Origin of the sequence: Pseudomonas izuensis, from assembly GCF_002356535.2 — a bacterium.
GTDB classification, from domain to species: domain Bacteria; phylum Pseudomonadota; class Gammaproteobacteria; order Pseudomonadales; family Pseudomonadaceae; genus Aquipseudomonas; species Aquipseudomonas izuensis.
Genome location: NZ_AP017423.2, coordinates 6,572,915 through 6,591,037 on the forward strand (window position 1 = coordinate 6,572,915; position 18,123 = coordinate 6,591,037).

The 18,123-nt window shown below is 60.7% G+C and carries 19 protein-coding genes and 1 pseudogene; 15 read left to right on the top strand and 5 right to left on the bottom strand.

Annotated features, from left to right (window positions below; translation table 11 throughout):
- Positions 1-20 precede the first annotated feature (20 nt).
- Positions 21-695, bottom strand: a complete 675-nt coding sequence (gene radC, locus LAB08_RS29520; protein ID WP_096514234.1) for a RadC family protein — start codon at positions 693-695, stop codon at positions 21-23.
- A 135-nt stretch (positions 696-830) separates the two neighbouring features.
- Between radC and coaBC the strand changes: the two genes are divergently transcribed.
- From coaBC to argB, 4 genes and pseudogenes are all read left to right on the top strand, one after another.
- On the top strand, positions 831-2,039 hold the full coding sequence (coaBC, locus tag LAB08_RS29525) for a bifunctional phosphopantothenoylcysteine decarboxylase/phosphopantothenate--cysteine ligase CoaBC (protein WP_096514233.1): 1,209 nt from the start codon (positions 831-833) through the stop codon (positions 2,037-2,039).
- Between the two features lie 5 nt (positions 2,040-2,044).
- Positions 2,045-2,500: a dUTP diphosphatase gene (dut, locus tag LAB08_RS29530; RefSeq protein ID WP_007975171.1), complete on the top strand. Its 456-nt coding sequence runs from the start codon at positions 2,045-2,047 to the stop codon at positions 2,498-2,500.
- 265 nt (positions 2,501-2,765) lie between these two features.
- A pseudogene (locus LAB08_RS29535) lies at positions 2,766-4,142 on the top strand (phosphomannomutase/phosphoglucomutase); the annotation flags it as partial.
- A 17-nt stretch (positions 4,143-4,159) separates the two neighbouring features.
- The gene (argB, locus tag LAB08_RS29540) at positions 4,160-5,065 is read left to right on the top strand and encodes an acetylglutamate kinase (protein ID WP_096514231.1); all 906 of its coding nucleotides are present in this window, start codon (positions 4,160-4,162) and stop codon (positions 5,063-5,065) included.
- A gap of 167 nt (positions 5,066-5,232) precedes the next feature.
- On the opposite strand, the gene pyrE is transcribed toward argB, so the two are convergent.
- Positions 5,233-5,877: an orotate phosphoribosyltransferase gene (gene pyrE / locus LAB08_RS29545; RefSeq protein ID WP_011336558.1), complete on the bottom strand. Its 645-nt coding sequence runs from the start codon at positions 5,875-5,877 to the stop codon at positions 5,233-5,235.
- Between the two features lie 82 nt (positions 5,878-5,959).
- Between pyrE and crc the strand changes: the two genes are divergently transcribed.
- Positions 5,960-6,739 carry a catabolite repression control protein Crc gene (gene crc / locus LAB08_RS29550; RefSeq protein WP_053163881.1) on the top strand — a complete coding sequence of 260 codons (780 nt, stop codon included), beginning with the start codon at positions 5,960-5,962 and terminating at the stop codon, positions 6,737-6,739.
- A gap of 159 nt (positions 6,740-6,898) precedes the next feature.
- On the opposite strand, the gene LAB08_RS29555 is transcribed toward crc, so the two are convergent.
- The gene (locus LAB08_RS29555; RefSeq protein WP_096514230.1) at positions 6,899-7,267 is read right to left on the bottom strand and encodes a DUF4870 domain-containing protein; all 369 of its coding nucleotides are present in this window, start codon (positions 7,265-7,267) and stop codon (positions 6,899-6,901) included.
- A 28-nt stretch (positions 7,268-7,295) separates the two neighbouring features.
- On the bottom strand, positions 7,296-8,018 hold the full coding sequence (gene rph, locus LAB08_RS29560) for a ribonuclease PH (protein WP_047535109.1): 723 nt from the start codon (positions 8,016-8,018) through the stop codon (positions 7,296-7,298).
- A 266-nt stretch (positions 8,019-8,284) separates the two neighbouring features.
- On the opposite strand from rph, the gene LAB08_RS29565 reads away from it, so the two are divergent.
- From LAB08_RS29565 to LAB08_RS29590, 6 genes are all read left to right on the top strand, one after another.
- Positions 8,285-9,148 carry a YicC/YloC family endoribonuclease gene (locus LAB08_RS29565; protein ID WP_096514229.1) on the top strand — a complete coding sequence of 288 codons (864 nt, stop codon included), beginning with the start codon at positions 8,285-8,287 and terminating at the stop codon, positions 9,146-9,148.
- A 12-nt stretch (positions 9,149-9,160) separates the two neighbouring features.
- Positions 9,161-9,781: a guanylate kinase gene (gene gmk / locus LAB08_RS29570; RefSeq protein ID WP_095194427.1), complete on the top strand. Its 621-nt coding sequence runs from the start codon at positions 9,161-9,163 to the stop codon at positions 9,779-9,781.
- 167 nt (positions 9,782-9,948) lie between these two features.
- The gene (gene rpoZ, locus LAB08_RS29575; protein WP_007921129.1) at positions 9,949-10,212 is read left to right on the top strand and encodes a DNA-directed RNA polymerase subunit omega; all 264 of its coding nucleotides are present in this window, start codon (positions 9,949-9,951) and stop codon (positions 10,210-10,212) included.
- 57 nt (positions 10,213-10,269) lie between these two features.
- On the top strand, positions 10,270-12,375 hold the full coding sequence (gene spoT / locus LAB08_RS29580) for a bifunctional GTP diphosphokinase/guanosine-3',5'-bis pyrophosphate 3'-pyrophosphohydrolase (protein WP_096514228.1): 2,106 nt from the start codon (positions 10,270-10,272) through the stop codon (positions 12,373-12,375).
- 26 nt (positions 12,376-12,401) lie between these two features.
- Complete coding sequence (locus LAB08_RS29585) at positions 12,402-12,782, top strand: RidA family protein (RefSeq protein ID WP_003229509.1); 381 nt, start codon at positions 12,402-12,404, stop codon at positions 12,780-12,782.
- 67 nt (positions 12,783-12,849) lie between these two features.
- On the top strand, positions 12,850-13,590 hold the full coding sequence (locus LAB08_RS29590; RefSeq protein WP_096514227.1) for a hypothetical protein: 741 nt from the start codon (positions 12,850-12,852) through the stop codon (positions 13,588-13,590).
- A gap of 139 nt (positions 13,591-13,729) precedes the next feature.
- On the opposite strand, the gene LAB08_RS29595 is transcribed toward LAB08_RS29590, so the two are convergent.
- On the bottom strand, positions 13,730-14,587 hold the full coding sequence (locus LAB08_RS29595; protein WP_096514226.1) for an SDR family oxidoreductase: 858 nt from the start codon (positions 14,585-14,587) through the stop codon (positions 13,730-13,732).
- Positions 14,588-14,776: 189 nt separating this feature from the next.
- On the opposite strand from LAB08_RS29595, the gene exbB reads away from it, so the two are divergent.
- The 4 genes from exbB to LAB08_RS29615 all read left to right on the top strand — a co-directional run bounded on the left by exbB (position 14,777) and on the right by LAB08_RS29615 (position 18,117).
- Complete coding sequence (gene exbB / locus LAB08_RS29600) at positions 14,777-15,739, top strand: tonB-system energizer ExbB (protein WP_096514225.1); 963 nt, start codon at positions 14,777-14,779, stop codon at positions 15,737-15,739.
- 6 nt (positions 15,740-15,745) lie between these two features.
- Positions 15,746-16,174: a TonB system transport protein ExbD gene (gene exbD, locus LAB08_RS29605; RefSeq protein ID WP_008018275.1), complete on the top strand. Its 429-nt coding sequence runs from the start codon at positions 15,746-15,748 to the stop codon at positions 16,172-16,174.
- A complete protein-coding gene (locus LAB08_RS29610) occupies positions 16,171-16,920 on the top strand; it encodes an energy transducer TonB family protein (RefSeq protein WP_096514224.1) in 750 nt (249 codons plus the stop codon). The genes exbD and LAB08_RS29610 overlap by 4 nt, the downstream gene beginning before the upstream one ends.
- Before the next feature lie 267 nt (positions 16,921-17,187).
- The gene (locus LAB08_RS29615; protein ID WP_096514223.1) at positions 17,188-18,117 is read left to right on the top strand and encodes a hydrogen peroxide-inducible genes activator; all 930 of its coding nucleotides are present in this window, start codon (positions 17,188-17,190) and stop codon (positions 18,115-18,117) included.
- The last annotated feature ends 6 nt before the right edge of the window (positions 18,118-18,123 follow it).

Here is an 18,123-nt window from a genome sequence, read left to right on the forward strand (position 1 = left end):
TTTTGCATTCCCCGCCAGAGCTACATCCACCCATACTCCGCCATTGAAAGCGGATCGCCGTCGCCGATGATGAAATGGTCAAGCACCCGCACATCGATCAGTTCCAAAGCCTTTTGCAAGCGCTTGGTCAGCGAGCGATCGGCCTGACTAGGGGTGGAGTTACCCGACGGGTGGTTGTGGCACAGAATCAGGGCGGCGGCATTGTGAGCCAGTGCGCGCTTGACCACTTCTCGTGGATGAACGCTGGTGTTGTCGATGGAGCCACGAAATAGCGCCTCAAAGGTCAACACCTGGTGTTTCGAATCCAGAAACAGACAACCGAACACCTCATGTGGCTCATGACGCAACATCGCCTTGAGGTATTCACGTACCGCATGTGGGTTCTCGAGCGCTGGTTTATGGCGCAATCGCTCGGCCAGATGTCGCCGACTCATTTCCAGCACCGCCTGCAACTGTGCGAATTTTGCCGGCCCCAGCCCCAACTGCGTGCTGAACGCCGTGAGATCTGCCTCCAATAGCGACCGCAGGCTGCCAAACCGGCCCAGCAGATGCCGCGCCAGGTCCACCGCGCTTTTGCCGGATACACCGGTTCGTAAAAAAATTGCCAGCAACTCGGCATCCGAAAGGCTTGCCGGTCCCTGCTCAAGAAGCTTTTCCCGCGGCCGCTCCGCCGCCGGCCAATCGCGAATACTCATAGCACCTCCCTGTCTGTGGGCGCCGCTGTTCCGTAGCGGTCGCTGTGATATCGTAGCCCATCTTTTTTGCGGGCGAATTCACCCTGGGGAGGGGGTTTCGCTACGTATGTCACTCACGAATTGAAAGGCAGGCCTATGCAGCGGCTGTATCGGAAACGCATTGTTCTGGGCGTCGGCGGCGGCATTGCTGCCTACAAGAGCGCCGATCTGGTTCGCCGCCTGATGGACCAGGGCGCCGAAGTGCGCGTGGTCATGACCCGTGGCGGCGCCGAGTTCATCACCCCGCTGACCATGCAGGCCCTGTCCGGGCACCCTGTGCATCTGGATTTGCTGGACCCGGCGGCCGAGGCAGCCATGGGCCATATCGAGCTGGCCAAATGGGCTGACCTGGTGCTGATCGCCCCCGCCACCGCCGACCTGATTGCCCGGCTGGCCCAAGGCATTGCCGACGACCTGCTGACCACGCTGGTGCTGGCCACCGACGCGGTGGTCGCCGTTGCCCCGGCGATGAACCAGGCCATGTGGCGCGACCCGGCGACCCAAGCCAACCTGCAAACCCTTGAAAGCCGCGACCTGAAAGTCTTCGGGCCGGCCTCAGGCAGCCAGGCCTGCGGCGATATCGGCCTGGGCCGCATGCTCGAAGCCACCGATCTGGCCCAACTCGCCGCGGACTGCTTCCAGCGCCAGGCGCTGACCGGCAAACACGTGCTGATCACCGCCGGCCCGACCCAGGAAAACATCGACCCGGTGCGCTACATCACCAACCACAGCTCCGGAAAAATGGGCTTTGCCCTGGCCGAAGCGGCGGTTGAAGCCGGCGCCCGCGTGACCCTGATCACCGGCCCGGTGCACCTGCCGACCCCGGATCGCGTCACCCGCATCGATGTGGTCAGTGCCCGCGACATGCTGGCCGCCTGCGAAGCTGCGATCCCTTGCGACCTGTTCATCGCCTCCGCTGCGGTCGCCGATTACCGCCCGGAAGTCGTCGCGCCACAGAAACTCAAGAAAGATCCTACGAACGGCGACGGCTTGTTGCTACAAATGGTGCGCAACCCGGACATCCTGGCCAGCATCGCCACGCGCCCTGACCGCCCGTTCAGTGTTGGTTTCGCCGCCGAAACCGAACACCTGCTCGACTACGCCGCCCGCAAGTTGAAAGACAAGAATCTCGATTTGATCGTCGCCAACGACGTTGCCAACCCGAGCATTGGCTTCAACAGCGAAGAAAACGCCTGCAGCGTGATCGACCGCCAGCTACACGCCACACTTTTCGCCCAGACCAGCAAGAGCAAGATTGCTCGCCAGCTGATCACTTTTATCGCCGAACGTCTGAACCAGGTTTAATTTACATGCACGCTTTGCAAGCCAAGATCCTCGACCCCCGCATCGGTACCGAATTCCCGCTGCCGCAATACGCCACACCGGGCTCCGCCGGCCTCGACCTGCGCGCCATGCTGGAGCAGGACACCGTGATCAAGCCGGGTGAAACCGTGCTGATCCCTACCGGCCTGTCGGTCTACATCGGTGACCCGAACCTGGCGGCGCTGATTCTGCCGCGTTCGGGAATGGGCCATAAGCACGGTATCGTGCTGGGTAACCTGGTCGGTCTGATCGACTCGGATTACCAGGGCCCGCTGATGGTTTCGTGCTGGAACCGTGGCCAGACCGAATTCACCATGCCGGTCGGCGAACGCCTGGCGCAACTGGTGCTGGTGCCGGTGGTGCAGGCTCATTTCGAAATGGTTGAAGAGTTTGTTGAAACCGAGCGCGGCACTGGCGGTTTCGGCCATACCGGCACCCGCTGAACCGATCACGCTCTTTCGTGGCGGGGGATTCTGCGCCCTCGCCACAAAACTCAAATTGTCATCTGCAAGGCTCAGCACCGAAAATCAAGGCGCTACCCGGCCAAACCCTTGCCCTCTGGGGCATCATGGCCCTTTCACACCACGAACTCTCTGTGGAAAACGCCGTCATACCCTTCAGTTTGAACCTGCCGTCGAATGACTCGGCGTCCTGTCCAGCCACTTTCGAGATGGAGCATTTCCACAGATGAACACCCCGGCCAAAATCGCACCCAAGTTCCCCGACAGCATCTTCCGCGCCTATGACATTCGCGGCACCGTGCCGGAATTCCTGAACGCTGAAACCGCTTACTGGATCGGCCGCGCCGTCGGCTCGCAAAGCCTGGCCCAAGGCGAACCGAACGTGTCTGTTGGTCGCGATGGCCGCTTGTCCGGCCCGGAACTGGTCGCCCAACTGATCAAAGGCATCGCCGACAGCGGCTGCCACGTCAGTGACGTCGGCCTGGTCCCGACTCCGGCGCTCTACTACGCCGCCAATGTGCTCGCCGGCAAATCCGGCGTGATGCTCACCGGCAGCCACAACCCGTCGAACTACAACGGCTTCAAAATCGTCATTGCCGGCGACACCCTGGCCAACGAGCAGATCCAGGCCCTGCACGACCGACTCAAGAACAACGACCTGAGCAGCGGCAAGGGCAGCATCACCAAGGTCGAGATCCTCGACCGCTATAACACCGAAATCGTCCAGGACATCAAACTGGCCCGCCGCCTGAAAGTCGTCGTCGACTGCGGCAACGGCGCGGCCGGCGTGATCGCCCCGCAACTGATCGAAGCGCTGAACTGCGAAGTCATCCCGCTGTTCTGCGAAGTCGATGGCAACTTCCCGAACCACCACCCGGACCCGGGCAAGCCCGAAAACCTCGTGGACCTGATCAACAAGGTCAAGGAAACCAAGGCTGACATCGGCCTGGCCTTCGACGGCGACGGTGACCGCGTCGGCGTGGTGACCAATACCGGCAGCATCGTCTACCCGGACCGCCTGCTGATGCTGTTCGCCCGCGACGTCGTGGCGCGCAACCCTGGCGCCGAGATCATCTTCGACGTCAAATGCACCCGCCGCCTGATCCCGCTCATCAAGGAGTACGGCGGCCGCTCGCTAATGTGGAAGACCGGTCACTCGTTGATCAAAAAGAAAATGAAACAATCCGGCGCCCTGTTGGCCGGCGAAATGAGCGGGCACATCTTTTTCAAGGAGCGCTGGTTCGGTTTCGACGACGGCATTTACAGCGCCGCGCGGTTGCTCGAGATCCTCAGCAAGGAAAAATCCACCGCGGAAGAGCTGTTCGCCACCTTCCCGAACGATATTTCTACGCCGGAAATCAATATCCATGTGACCGAAGAGAGCAAATTCAGCATCATTGATGCACTGCACGACGCACAGTGGGGCACAGGCGCCGACCTGACCACCATTGACGGCGTGCGAGTCGACTATGCCAAAGGCTGGGGCCTGGTTCGCGCCTCCAACACCACACCGGTGCTGGTGCTGCGCTTCGAGGCCGATGACGAGGCTGAATTGCAACGCATCAAGGACGTCTTCCATGTCCAGTTGAAGCGTGTTGCACCTGATCTCCAACTACCGTTCTGATTCACCCGGAGCCCTGAATGACCCTCGAACGCGAAGCCGCCGCCAACACCGCCAAGGTCCTGTCCGAAGCGCTGCCTTACATTCGCCGCTATGTCGGCAAGACGCTGGTGATCAAATACGGCGGCAACGCGATGGAAAGCGAGGAGCTGAAAACCGGCTTCGCCCGCGACATCGTGCTGATGAAAGCCGTTGGCATCAACCCGGTCGTCGTTCATGGCGGCGGTCCGCAAATCGGTGACTTGCTCAAGCGCCTGTCGATCGAGAGCCACTTTGTCGACGGCATGCGCGTCACCGACGCCGCGACCATGGACGTGGTGGAAATGGTCCTCGGCGGTCAGGTCAACAAGGACATCGTCAACCTGATCAACCGTCATGGCGGCAGCGCCATCGGCCTGACCGGTAAAGACGCCGAGCTGATTCGCGCCAAGAAACTCACCGTCACCCGCCAGACCCCGGAGATGACCCAGCCGGAAATCATCGACATCGGTCACGTCGGCGAAGTGGTCGGGATCAACACCGACCTGCTGAACCTGCTGGTCAAAGGCGATTTCATTCCGGTGATCGCTCCAATCGGCGTTGGCGAAAACGGCGAGTCGTACAACATCAACGCTGACCTGGTAGCCGGCAAAGTGGCCGAGGCGCTGAAAGCCGAGAAGCTGATGCTACTCACCAACATCGCCGGCCTGATGGACAAGTCGGGCAAGGTCCTGACCGGCCTGAGCACGCAACAGGTCGACGATCTGATCGCCGACGGCACCATCTACGGCGGCATGCTGCCGAAGATCCGTTGCGCGCTGGAAGCGGTCCAGGGCGGCGTGGGCAGCTCGCTGATCATCGACGGCCGCGTGCCGAATGCGATCCTGCTGGAAATCTTCACCGATACCGGCGTGGGCACCCTGATCAGCAATCGCAAGCGTCCGTAAGCGATAGCGCAAATAAAAAGACCCCGCTCAGCCTGGCTGAGCGGGGTCTTTTTGTGTTCGCTGTTCCTTGTGGGAGCAAGGCTTGCCCGCGATGAACGATAACGCGGTGCCACTGACACACCGCGGCGCATCAATCGCGGGCAAGCCCTGCTCCCACAGGTCCGCGGCTAAACGCCGAATTGGGCGCGGTAGGCTTCCACGGCAGGCAAATGCTGCTTGAGCTGCGGATCGTCAGCCAGGAATTCCAGCACCTGGTTCAACGAAACAATGCTGATCACCGGAATACCGAAGTCGCGCTCCACTTCCTGGATCGCCGACAACTCACCGTTGCCGCGCTCCTGACGGTTCAGCGCAATCAACACGCCGGCAGCCTTGGCGCCGTCCTGGGAAGCGATGATCTGCATCACTTCACGGATGGCAGTGCCGGCGGTGATCACGTCGTCGATGATCAAAACGTCGCCAGTCAGCGGGGCGCCAACCAGACTTCCGCCTTCGCCGTGGGCCTTGGCTTCCTTGCGGTTGAAGCACCATGGCAGGTCACGGTTGTGATGTTCGGCCAGTGCCACTGCAGTGGTCGCCGCCAAGGGAATGCCCTTGTAGGCCGGACCGAACAGAACATCGAAGGGAATGCCGCTCTCGGCAATGGCTGCGGCGTAGAAACGCCCCAGCTGCGCGAGGGCCGAACCCGAGTTGAACAGGCCCGCATTGAAGAAGTAAGGACTGGTGCGCCCGGACTTCAGGGTGAACTCACCGAAGCGCAAAACGCCGCGATCGATGGCAAAACGAATGAAATCGCGCTGATACGCTTGCATGAAAAAAACCCCAAATACCACGGATTTAGCTAATTAGCTTGACGCCGTGTATCATACACGCACGCGATTTTTGGGGCCATTTATGCGGATCATCAGTGTGAACGTCAATGGTATTCAGGCTGCAGTCGAGCGAGGTTTGCTCAGTTGGCTGCAAGCACAGAATGCCGACGTCATCTGCCTGCAGGACACCCGTGCCTCCGCCTTTGAACTGGATGACCCAGCCTTCCAACTGGATGGCTACTTCCTTTATGCCTGCGATGCTGAAGTCCCTGCCCAAGGCGGCGTGGCTTTGTATTCGCGGTTGCAACCGAAGGCTGTCATCAGCGGTCTCGGTTTCGAGACGGCCGACCGCTACGGGCGCTACCTGCAAGCCGATTTCGACAAAGTCAGTATTGCAACCCTGTTGCTTCCATCGGGTATGAACGGCGATGAAGACTTGAACCAGAAGTTCAAGCTCATGGACGACTTCGCCAAGTACCTGGACAAGCAACGGCGCAAACGCCGCGAGTACATTTATTGTGGCTCGCTGTACGTGGCGCAACAGAAGCTGGATATCAAGAACTGGCGCGACAGCCAGCAATCCCCGGGCTTCCTGGCGCCTGAACGCGCCTGGATGGACGAGATTGTCGGCAACATGGGTTACGTCGATGCCCTGCGTGAAGTCAGCCGCGAAGGCGATCAGTACAGCTGGTGGCCGGACAACGAACAGGCCGAAATGCTCAACCTGGGCTGGCGCTTCGACTATCAGCTGCTGACTCCGGGCCTGCGCCGCTTCGTACGCAGCGCACGCTTGCCACGTCAGCCGCGGTTCTCGCAACACGCGCCACTGATCGTGGACTACGACTGGACGCTGACCATCTAAGCGTCAGATACAAAAAAGCCGACAGCGATGTCGGCTTTTTTGTGCGCGCCTGTTTTCTGTAGGAGCAAAGCTTGCTCGCGATGAACGATGACGCGGTGTATCTGATGAACCGCGGCGCCTGGATCGCGAGCAAGCTTTGCTCCTACAGGACCGTGGTCACTATTTGATCAGTCGCCAGGTGAATGGATACCGGTAAGGGAAACCTTCATTGGCCTTTACGCCAGCAATGATGGTCAACACCAGCGCGCCGATGGCAATCAAGCCAAACAGGAAGAACCCGATAATCACCACCATCAGCAGGAAGCAGATTGCCGAGGCGATGGCGACGGTGATCTGGAAGTTCAGCGCTTCCTTGCCCTGGGCATCGATGAACGGGTCCATCTCGCGCTTCATCTGCCACAGAATCAACGGGCCGATCAGCGTGCCGAACGGAATCCAGATCCCCAGCAAGGCGGACAAGTGACAAAACATCGCCCACTGCCGAACCTCTTTGCTTGGGGCGGGAAGCAGCTGTTGCTCGTCACTCATGGCGTCCTCCTTGTCCGTGGCGATCCGATCAGTCAGCCAGTGCAGCCTTTTGCAGATCGAAGATTTCGTTCATGCCTTTCTTCGCCAGTTCCAGCATGGCGTTCAGCTCTTCAGGCTGGAACGGTGCGCCTTCTGCAGTACCCTGGACTTCGATGAAGCCGCCAGTGCTGGTCATTACCACGTTCAGGTCAGTCTCGGCTGCCGAGTCCTCCAGGTAGTCAAGGTCGAGTACCGGCTCACCCTGGTACATGCCGACCGAAACGGCACCGATCATTTGTTTCAGCGGGTCGCCACCTTTCAGGCCGCCGCGCTTCTTGATCACTTTCAGGGCATCGACCAGGGCAACCATGGCACCGGTGATGGACGCGGTACGAGTGCCGCCGTCGGCCTGGATCACATCGCAATCGACGTACAGGGTGACGTCGCCCAGCTTGGACATGTCCAGCGCAGCGCGCAGGGAACGGCCGATCAGGCGCTGGATTTCCAGGGTACGACCGCCCTGCTTGCCGCGGCTCGCTTCGCGCTGGTTACGCTCGCCGGTGGCACGCGGGAGCATGCCGTACTCAGCGGTCAACCAACCCTGCCCCTGCCCCTTGAGGAAGCGCGGCACGCCGTTTTCGACGCTGACGGTGCAGATGACCTTGGTATCACCGAACTCGACCAGTACAGATCCCTCGGCGTGTTTGGTGTAGTTGCGGGTAATGCGGATCGAGCGGAGCTGATCGGCAGCGCGACCACTTGGACGTTTCATAAGGGATACCTGTACGGGGACGGAAAACTGCGGAGCATTATAGAGCTGCCAGCCGCGCCTGGGCACTTCTAAAAAAATCCTCCGACGACCGAGGGCTCTGAACAGCCCGTCGCCGACGGTCTGCAGCCCTTTGTCACACCGTGTGTTTGGGCGCATCCACGCCACTGCGCTACAATCCTGCGCCTTTGCTGCCAGTCGGCTTAAATTCATTGATATCGGGTTGCCGGAATGTCCTTCCGGGCCGATCTGCATTGCGAGGTACCTCCATGGTGCACAGCATGACCGCCTTCGCCCGCGTCGAAAAAGCCGGCGTCCAGGGCACCCTGAGCTGGGAACTGCGCTCGGTCAACAGCCGCTACCTGGAACCCCACCTGCGTTTGCCGGAGTCCTTTCGCGACCTCGAAGGCGCTGTGCGCGAGGCGCTGCGCCAGGGCGTGTCCCGGGGCAAGCTTGAATGCACCCTGCGTTTCACCGAAGAAAACACCGGCAAACCGCTGCAAGTGGACCAGGCACGCGCCGCGCAACTGGTCGCCGCCGCCGAGACTGTCGCCAGCCTGATCAAAAATCCGGCAGCGCTGAACCCGCTCGAAGTCCTGGCCTGGCCCGGCGTACTGGTGGGCGACGCGACTGATCCGCAAGCCTTGAACGCCGAAGCACTGGCGCTGTTCAACCAGGGCCTGAAGGAGCTCAAGGCCGGTCGCGAGCGCGAAGGCGCGGAGCTGGCGCGGTTGATCGACGATCGTCTGACGTCGATTGAAGAAGACGTGGTGACCCTGCGCGAACTGGTACCGCAGATGCTCGCCACCCAGCGCCAGAAAGTGCTCGATCGCTTTGCCGACATGAAGGCCGAGATGGATCCGCAGCGCCTGGAGCAGGAAATGGTCATGCTCGCGCAAAAAAGCGACGTCGCCGAAGAACTGGATCGCCTGAGCACTCACATCATCGAAGTACGCCGGGTGCTCAAGTCCGGCGGCGCTGCCGGTCGGCGCCTGGACTTCCTGATGCAGGAACTCAATCGCGAAGCCAACACACTGGGCTCCAAAGCCTTCGACCCGCGCAGCACACAAGCGGCGGTCAACCTCAAGGTGTTGATCGAGCAAATGCGCGAACAAGTGCAGAATATTGAGTAAGGCATACCCGACATGACCCACAGCACTGGCACCCTGTACATCATTTCCGCGCCATCGGGCGCGGGCAAGAGCAGCCTGGTCAAGGCCCTGACCGACGCCGATCCGGAGATCCGCGTTTCAGTCTCCCACACCACCCGCGCCATGCGCCCCGGTGAAGTGGACGGCGTGAACTATCACTTCGTCGAACGCAGCGAGTTCGTGAAGATGATCGAACACGGCGACTTCCTCGAGCGCGCCGAAGTGTTCGGCAATCTCTACGGCACCTCGCAAAGCCACCTGCAGCAAACGCTGGATGAAGGCCACGACCTGATCCTGGAAATCGACTGGCAAGGCGCCGAGCAAGTACGCAAGCTGATGCCTCAGGCGCGCTCGATCTTTATTCTGCCGCCGTCGCTCCAGGCCTTGCACCAGCGCCTGACCAACCGCGGCCAGGACAGTGACGAGATCATTGACGGCCGGATGCGTGAAGCCGTCAGCGAAATGAGCCACTACGTCGACTACGACTACCTGATCATCAACGACGATTTCGCCCACGCCCTGCACGACCTGAAGGCGATTTTCCGCGCCAATCAGCTGCAACAGAAACGCCAACAGCAACGTTTCGGCAAACTGCTGGCTGAATTGTTGGGCTGATCCGCTCTTCCCAAAACCGCTGCAAGGGCTTTACATTGGCACTTGCAGCGCGTTGAAGGGCTTGATCAAAAAATCAGCGCTTCCCTAATCGCTGGTGATTTTTTAAACTGTTGAGTCCGCTCGCCCATCCGGGCAGCGCGCATATTGCATTTGCTACGAGGAAGACCATGGCCCGCGTAACCGTTGAAGACTGCCTAGAACACGTGGATAACCGCTTTGAGCTGGTCATGCTCTCTACCAAGCGTGCCCGTCAACTGGCCACCGGCGGCAAAGAGCCGAAAGTAGCATGGGAAAACGACAAGCCTACCGTCGTCGCCCTGCGTGAAATCGCTGAAGGCCTGATCGACTACGCAGCTATCGCCGAAGCTGAAATCGTTGAAGATGAACCGCTTTTTGCTGCATTCGAGGACGAGTCCAACGAGGCCGTCTAAGCCTATGCCTGGTCGACGTGGCACGGCGCGGGAACAAAGCTTGTGGCAGGAGACATCATGCCGAGCATAGACGCCCTCGCCGATCGCTTATCGACCTACCTCGGCAAAGACCAGGTCAACCTGGTCCGCCGAGCGTATTTCTACGCCGAACAAGCCCACGACGGTCAACGCCGCCGTAGCGGTGAGGCGTACGTCACGCACCCACTCGCCGTGGCGAATATTCTTGCCGACATGCATATGGACCATCAGAGCCTGATGGCAGCCATGCTGCATGACGTGATCGAAGACACCGGTATTGCCAAGGAAGCGCTGCAAGCGCAGTTCGGCGAAACCGTGGCCGAACTGGTCGACGGGGTCAGCAAACTGACCCAGATGAACTTCGAGACCAAGGCCGAAGCCCAGGCTGAAAACTTCCAGAAAATGGCCATGGCCATGGCCCGCGACATTCGCGTGATCCTGGTCAAGCTGGCTGACCGCCTGCACAACATGCGCACGCTGGAAGTGCTGTCCGGCGAAAAACGCCGACGCATCGCCAAGGAAACCCTGGAAATCTATGCACCCATCGCCAACCGGCTGGGCATGCACGCCATCCGCATAGAATTCGAAGACCTCGGCTTCAAGGCCATGCACCCGATGCGTTCCGCGCGAATCTACCAGGCCGTCAAACGCGCCCGGGGTAATCGCAAGGAAATCGTCAACAAGATCGAAGAATCCCTCAGCCACTGCCTGGCCATCGATGGCATCCAGGGTGAGGTCAGCGGTCGTCAGAAACACCTCTACGGTATCTACAAGAAAATGCGCGGCAAGCGTCGGGCCTTCAACGAGATCATGGACGTCTACGCGTTCCGGATCATCGTCGACAAGGTCGATACCTGCTACCGCGTGCTAGGTGCTGTTCACAATTTGTACAAACCGTTGCCGGGTCGCTTCAAGGATTACATCGCGATCCCCAAGGCCAACGGCTATCAGTCGCTGCACACCACGCTGTTCGGCATGCACGGTGTTCCGATCGAGATCCAGATCCGCACCCGTGAAATGGAAGAGATGGCCAACAACGGCATCGCCGCCCACTGGCTGTACAAATCCAGCGGCGACGAGCAGCCAAAAGGCACCCACGCCCGCGCCCGCCAATGGGTCAAAGGCGTGCTGGAGATGCAGCAACGCGCCGGCAACTCGCTGGAATTCATCGAAAGCGTGAAGATCGACCTGTTCCCGGACGAGGTCTATGTGTTCACACCCAAGGGCCGGATCATGGAGCTGCCCAAAGGCTCCACGGCGGTTGACTTCGCTTACGCGGTGCACACCGACGTGGGCAACAGCTGCATTGCCTGCCGGATCAATCGTCGTCTCGCGCCGCTGTCCGAGCCACTGCAAAGCGGTTCCACGGTCGAGATCGTCAGCGCCCCTGGCGCACGGCCGAACCCCGCCTGGCTCAACTTCGTGGTCACCGGCAAGGCCCGTACGCACATTCGCCACGCGTTGAAACTGCAACGCCGCTCCGAGTCCATCAGCCTGGGCGAACGCCTGCTGAACAAAGTCCTCAACGGTTTCGACAGCTCGCTGGAAAAAATTCCACTCGAGCGCGTCAAGGCCATGCTCACCGAGTACCGCCTGGAACTGATCGAAGACTTGCTGGAAGACATCGGCCTGGGCAATCGCATGGCCTATGTGGTGGCGCGCCGGTTGCTGGGCGAAGGCGAACAGCTGCCGAGCCCGGAAGGACCGCTGGCGATTCGCGGCACCGAAGGCCTGGTACTCAGCTACGCCAAGTGCTGCACGCCGATCCCGGGCGACCCGATTGTCGGCCACCTGTCCGCGGGCAAAGGCATGGTCGTGCACCTGGACAACTGCCGCAACATCAGCGAAATCCGCCACAACCCGGAAAAATGCATCCAGCTCTCATGGGCCAAGGATGTCACCGGCGAATTCAATGTCGAACTGCGCGTCGAGCTGGAACACCAGCGCGGCCTGATTGCCCTGCTGGCCAGCAGCGTCAATGCGGCCGACGGCAATATCGAAAAAATCAGCATGGACGAACGCGATGGTCGCATCAGCGTGGTCCAACTGGTGGTCAGCGTGCACGACCGCGTGCACCTGGCCCGCGTGATCAAGAAACTGCGCGCCCTGACCGGGGTGATCCGTATCACCCGCATGCGCGCGTAGCCCCCATCAATTACAAGGAGTCATCCATGACCAAGACTGTTATCACCAGCGACAAGGCCCCGGCCGCCATCGGCACCTACTCCCAGGCGATCAAGGCTGGCAACACCGTTTACATGTCGGGTCAAATTCCTCTGGACCCAAAAACCATGGAACTGGTCGAAGGCTTCGAAGCCCAGACCGTCCAGGTCTTCGAGAACCTCAAAGCCGTGGCTGAAGCCGCCGGCGGTTCGTTCAAGGACATCGTCAAGCTGAACATCTTCCTCACCGACCTGAGCCACTTCGCCAAGGTCAACGAGATCATGGGCAAGTACTTCGACCAGCCTTACCCAGCCCGCGCCGCCATCGGCGTAGCGGCCCTGCCAAAGGGTTCGCAGGTTGAAATGGATGCCATCCTGGTCATCGAGTAATGTGTCCGGCGCAGCCTAGGGCTGCGCCGACTGCTCTGCTGTAAAGAAAGCTTGAAAGGATTCCACCATGCGCAAAGCGCTTGCTCTCTCGCTGCTCGCCCTGCTTTTGGGCGGTTGTGCCAGCAACCCTGCCGACCGAGATATCAGCGGCACCTGGATCAATCAGGTGGCGATCGATGCTGCCTCCAAGGGCGTCCCCCTGCGTGAAGCACTCCAGGCCTATGGTCCGAACCTGGAATGGGACGTCAACACCAAGGCCGGTCAGGCCCGTTACACCAATGGTTTTGAAAATGTCGACGGCAAGTTGCTGGGCGAAGAGTCCGGCGCCTGGAAAATCGACTTTTACGGCAGTTCCGGCAGTGAGCTCAAACGCGCTGGCAAACAATTGAACCAGGCCGCGAGTGAAAACGAGCCCGCCCAGGTCTTCGATCGCGCATTGATCCCGGTACCGGATGGCGCGCCGATCGGTGCCAGTTTCGAACGCGCGCTGTACTCGGCCTACATGGGCGGTAGCTGGAAAGTCATCAGCGGCCCCGGCGAGGGCAATACCGTGCAGTTCCAGGCTGATGGCCAGGTGAGCGGTTTGCCAGGCACCGACCGTTATGCCCTGTGTCTGGCGGGTGACTGCGCCTCGATGAGCGGTGGCAATGACAACATGTGGCTGCAACTCAATGGGCAAGGCAACGCCTGGATCTTTACCCGCAAAGGTAAGGCGCTGGAAATTTTCCAGACCGTGAATACGGCGCTGGCGGACGAACAGCCTCAGTTCACACCGGGTGATCGCAAGTGGTTGCTGGAAAAGCAGTAATCCGGATCTAACTGCAAAGAAGATCCCATGTGGGAGCGAGCCTGCTCGCGAAAGCGGTGTAACACACGACAAATTTGTTGAATGTTACGGCCTCTTCGCGAGCAGGTTCGCTCCCACAGTTGTTATGGGTGATTGGGAGTCAGCAGCGTCCTTCAAGGATCGCCGCATAGCCTTCGCGGAAGCTCGGGTACTTGGGCACCCAACCCAACGCCTTCGCCCGCGCATTGCTGCAACGCTTGCTGCCCGTGCGGCGCACGCTGGCATCGTCCGCCCATTCGGTCACACCCAGATATTCGCGCAACCAGCCCACCACATCCGCCAGTGCTGCCGGGGCGTCATCGACGCCAATATAGATGTCGTCCAGCGCCACGCCACGCCGATCCGCCTCAAGCAGGCACGCCATCAAGCCGGCGGCGTCGTCGGCATGAATCCGGTTGGCGTACAACGGTGGATCGACCACCACGCGGTAACCCTGGCGCACCTGAGTCAACAGCCACTCTCGACCGGGCCCGTAGATACCGGTCAACCGCACGACGCTCGCCGGGATGCCGCTCTTCAGGGCAATCTGTTCGGCTTCGAGCATCACACGCCCTGAATAACCCGCCGCCACGGCCGGCGAAGTCTCGTCGACCCACTCACCCTCCTGCTGACCGTAAACACTGCTGCTGGAAACGAACAGCAGGCGGTCAGGCACCTGCCCATAGTCGTCCAGCCACTCCAGCACATGCTGCAGGCCCTGGATGTAGGCGGCGCGGTAACCGGCTTCGTCGTGATCGGAGGCGGCCGCGCAATACACCAGGTAATCCACCGCACCGATTGGCCAGGTCTCTGGACAGTCTTTGCTGAACAAGTCGCCAGCCACGCCAATCACGCCTTCGGGCAGGCGCGAAACATCGCGCCGCAGGCCATGAACCTCCCACCCCGCAGCCAACAATTGCGTGGCCAGGCGACTGCCGACATCACCACAACCGGCGATCAAAACAGAAGGCGCGGACATCAGAAAACTCCTCTTGGAAACGGACAGACTAGCGCTGGCAATGGACGAGCGGCTAGCAATACAGGAAAAAAAGAGACTCTATTACTTTTGTTAACAAGAATTACTTGCAATAATGCGCCCCACTTTTGTTCTCGGGCTTCGAGGCCTGGAAGAACAGCAATCGTTTTTTTCTCTCAGGTCCGGCCCAGCATGACACGTAATCAACTCTCCGCTTCGCCAACCAAACGACCTCGCGCCTGGAGCGCGGTAGCCGCCGTGTTGCTCAGCTTGATGCTGGCACCCACCGCGGCGTTCGCTGACGCCCAAGCACCCGCCACCCCGGCCGCCACCGCACCGGTCGCAGCTGACCATGCCGTTCCGGCAGCGACTGCACCAGCCCAGGCAGCACCTGCTCAGGAAGGCCTCGGCGAAGACGTTCCTGAAGTCCTCGAAGCCGACAACAGCCTGGGCATGGCTCACGACCTTTCGCCGTGGGGCATGTACAAGAATGCCGACATTATCGTGAAAATCGTGATGATCGGCCTGGCGATCGCATCGATCATCACCTGGACCATCTGGATTGCCAAAGGCTTCGAGCTGATGGGCGCCAAGCGTCGCCTGCGCGGTGAAATCGCCAACCTGAAAAAGTCGGCCTCCCTTAAAGAAGCCAGCGTCACCGCGGCGAAGGAAGGCACTCTCGCCAACTTGCTCGTGCACGACGCTCTCGAAGAGATGCGCCTCTCGGTCAACAGCCGCGAGAAAGAAGGCATCAAGGAACGCGTCAGCTTCCGCCTTGAGCGCCTGGTGGCCGCCTGCGGTCGCAACATGAGCAGCGGCACCGGCGTGCTTGCCACCATCGGTTCCACCGCGCCGTTCGTCGGCCTGTTCGGTACCGTGTGGGGCATCATGAACAGCTTCATCGGCATCGCCAAAACCCAGACCACCAACCTCGCTGTCGTGGCCCCCGGCATCGCTGAAGCCCTGCTGGCGACCGCACTGGGTCTGGTCGCGGCGATTCCTGCGGTGGTGATCTACAACGTGTTTGCCCGCTCCATCGCCGGTTACAAGGCGCAGGTGTCCGACGCGTCGGCCCAAGTCCTGCTGCTGGTCAGCCGCGACCTCGATCACCAGCCTGAGCGCAGCTCGCAACCGCACATGGTGAAAGTGGGGTAATCGGCCATGGGCCTGCATTTGAAAGAAGGGGCAGACGACGATCTGTCCGAAAACCACGAAATCAACGTCACGCCGTTCATCGACGTGATGCTGGTGCTGTTGATCATCTTCATGGTGGCGGCTCCGCTGGCCACCGTGGACATCAAGGTCGACCTGCCTGCGTCCACCGCCAAACCGGCGCCGCGGCCAGAAAAGCCGGTGTTCCTCAGCGTCAAGGCTGACCAACGCCTGTTCCTGGGCGAAGACGAAGTGAAGGCCGAAGCACTCGGCGCCACGCTCGACGCCAAGACCCAGGGCAAGAAAGACACGACGATCTTCTTCCAGGCCGATAAAGGCGTGGATTACGGCGACCTGATGAGCGTGATGGACAACCTGCGCTCGGCCGGTTACCTGAAGGTGGGGCTGGTCGGTCTCGAGTCGGCAGTCAAGAAATGATCACGACGCGCCATAAGCTGACGCGTTACAGCGGTAGCCTGGCCGTGGTGCTGGGCGTTCACGCGCTGGCCATCGCGCTGGCCGTGAACTGGACGGCCCGTCCGCCCATCCAATTGCCGCCCCAGGCAATGATGGTCGAGCTGGCACCGGTTCCAGCCCCGCCACCCCCGGCACCGCCGAAGGTCGTCACCCCACCGCAGCCGCCGACTCCGGTTGAAGAACTGCCGATACCGAAACTCGCCGAAGCGCCGAAGGCCGAGATCGCCGTTCCGAAACCGGTCAAGCCCAAGCCAAAGCCTCAACCGCCCAAGCCTGTGGAGAAAAAGCCGGAGCCGCCGAAGGAGAAACCGTCCGAGGCCAAGCCGAGCGAAGCGCCGCCGACGCCCGCGCCGACCGAGAAATCCGCCGCGCCTGCGCCTGGCCCCTCTGCTGCTCAAGTAGCCGCCAAGGCCAGTTGGGAAGGCACCCTGCTCGCGCACTTGCAGAAGTACAAAAAGTACCCGGCCAGTGCACAGGCACGGGGCAAGGAAGGCATGAACCGCCTGCGTTTCGTGGTGGATGCCGACGGTAACGTCTTGTCATTCGAGCTGGTGGGCGCCTCAGGCACTGCCGATCTGGATCGGGCCACCCTGGACATGATCCGCCGCGCCCAGCCGCTGCCAAAACCACCGGCGCACATGCTCACCAACGGCTCCATCGAAATCGTTGCACCCTTTGTCTACTCGATAGACAAACACCGGCGTTAAGCAGAACACAGGACCCTGTGGGAGCGAGCCTGCTCGCGATAGCGGTATGACAGCCGACGAAGATGTTGAATGTTATGGCCAAATCGCGAGCAGGCTCGCTCCCACATAGGTTCTCGCACCACCCAAAAGGCACCGAAAGGTGCCTTTCGCATATCTGCCAGCGGCAAACCCACATTGCCCGGTGTCACCCGACACATACCTTCTGATAACGTGCGTCTATCGATTGCAGCCGGTATGCTTGGCTCGCATCTTCATGGACGCTTTGCTATGACCCTCACAGAATTACGCTACATCGTTACCCTCGCCCAAGAGCAGCACTTCGGCCACGCGGCCGAGCGTTGCCACGTCAGCCAGCCAACCCTGTCGGTGGGCGTGAAAAAGCTTGAAGACGAACTCGGTGTGCTGATTTTCGAGCGCAGCAAAAGCGCCGTGCGCCTGACTCCGGTCGGCGAAGGCATTGTGGCCCAGGCGCAAAAAGTCCTGGAGCAGGCCCAGGGCATTCGCGAACTGGCCCAGGCCGGCAAGAACCAGCTGACCGCGCCGCTGAAAGTCGGCGCGATCTACACCGTCGGCCCGTACCTGTTTCCACACCTGATTCCGCAACTGCACCGGGTCGCCCCGCAGATGCCGTTGTACATCGAAGAAAACTTCACCCATGTGCTGCGCGACAAGCTGCGCAACGGTGAACTCGACGCGATCATCATCGCCCTGCCCTTTAACGAAGCCGATGTGCTGACCCTGCAACTCTACGACGAGCCGTTCTACGTCCTGATGCCGGCCCAGCACCCGTGGACGCAAAAAGAGTCCATCGACGCCAACCTGCTCAACGACAAGAGCCTGCTGCTGCTCGGCGAAGGCCACTGCTTCCGCGATCAGGTGCTGGAAGCCTGCCCGACCCTGACCAAAGGCAACGACGGCGCCAAGCACACCACGGTGGAATCCAGCTCACTGGAAACCATCCGTCACATGGTCGCGTCCGGCCTCGGCATTTCGATCCTGCCGCTGTCGGCGGTCGACAGCCATCACTATGCGCCCGGCGTGATCGAAGTCCGGCCGCTGTCGGCACCCACGCCCTATCGCACCGTGGCCATCGCCTGGCGCGCGAGTTTCCCGCGGCCCAAGGCAATTGAAATCCTCGCTGACTCCATTCGCCTGTGCTCGGTGGCCAAGCCGTCCGCGCAGGTGGTGGCGGGCTAAGCAAGC